The sequence below is a fragment of the Halomonas sp. SIMBA_159 genome (genome assembly GCF_046536035.1).
GTDB classification, from domain to species: Bacteria; Pseudomonadota; Gammaproteobacteria; order Pseudomonadales; family Halomonadaceae; genus Vreelandella; species Vreelandella venusta_A.
The window spans coordinates 1-279 of the sequence record NZ_JAWJBT010000368.1 but is presented as its reverse complement, the minus strand read 5'-3'; the positions used below and the strand labels follow the sequence as shown (position 1 = coordinate 279).

At 48.0% G+C, this 279-nt stretch carries 1 protein-coding gene; it reads right to left on the bottom strand.

Annotated features, from left to right (window positions below; genetic code table 11):
• On the bottom strand, positions 1-220 hold a 220-nt coding region (locus R0J87_RS19650; RefSeq protein ID WP_498888357.1), incomplete at its 3' end, for a MarR family transcriptional regulator.
• Positions 221-279: the final 59 nt, after the last annotated feature.

Here is a 279-nt window from a genome sequence, read left to right as displayed (position 1 = left end):
CGGTAATTTCAAGCAATACTTGCCGGCGATCCTGTTCATTGGAACGCCTTATGGCTAGACCCATTTTCACTCGTTTGCCGGCGATATTGGTCATAGCGCCTCCAGTAAAGCCGAGCAATTCAGCGAGCTTCATTTGATTCTGTGCGCCGCCTCGCTCGAGTTCACCGAGCACGAGAATCGGTGAAATTCCTAGGTTATGCGGAAATGCATCATTCCACATAACGATGGATTCATTTGTTACGGCCTCGACGGTGTGGATTAGTTTAAACAGATTAGTTG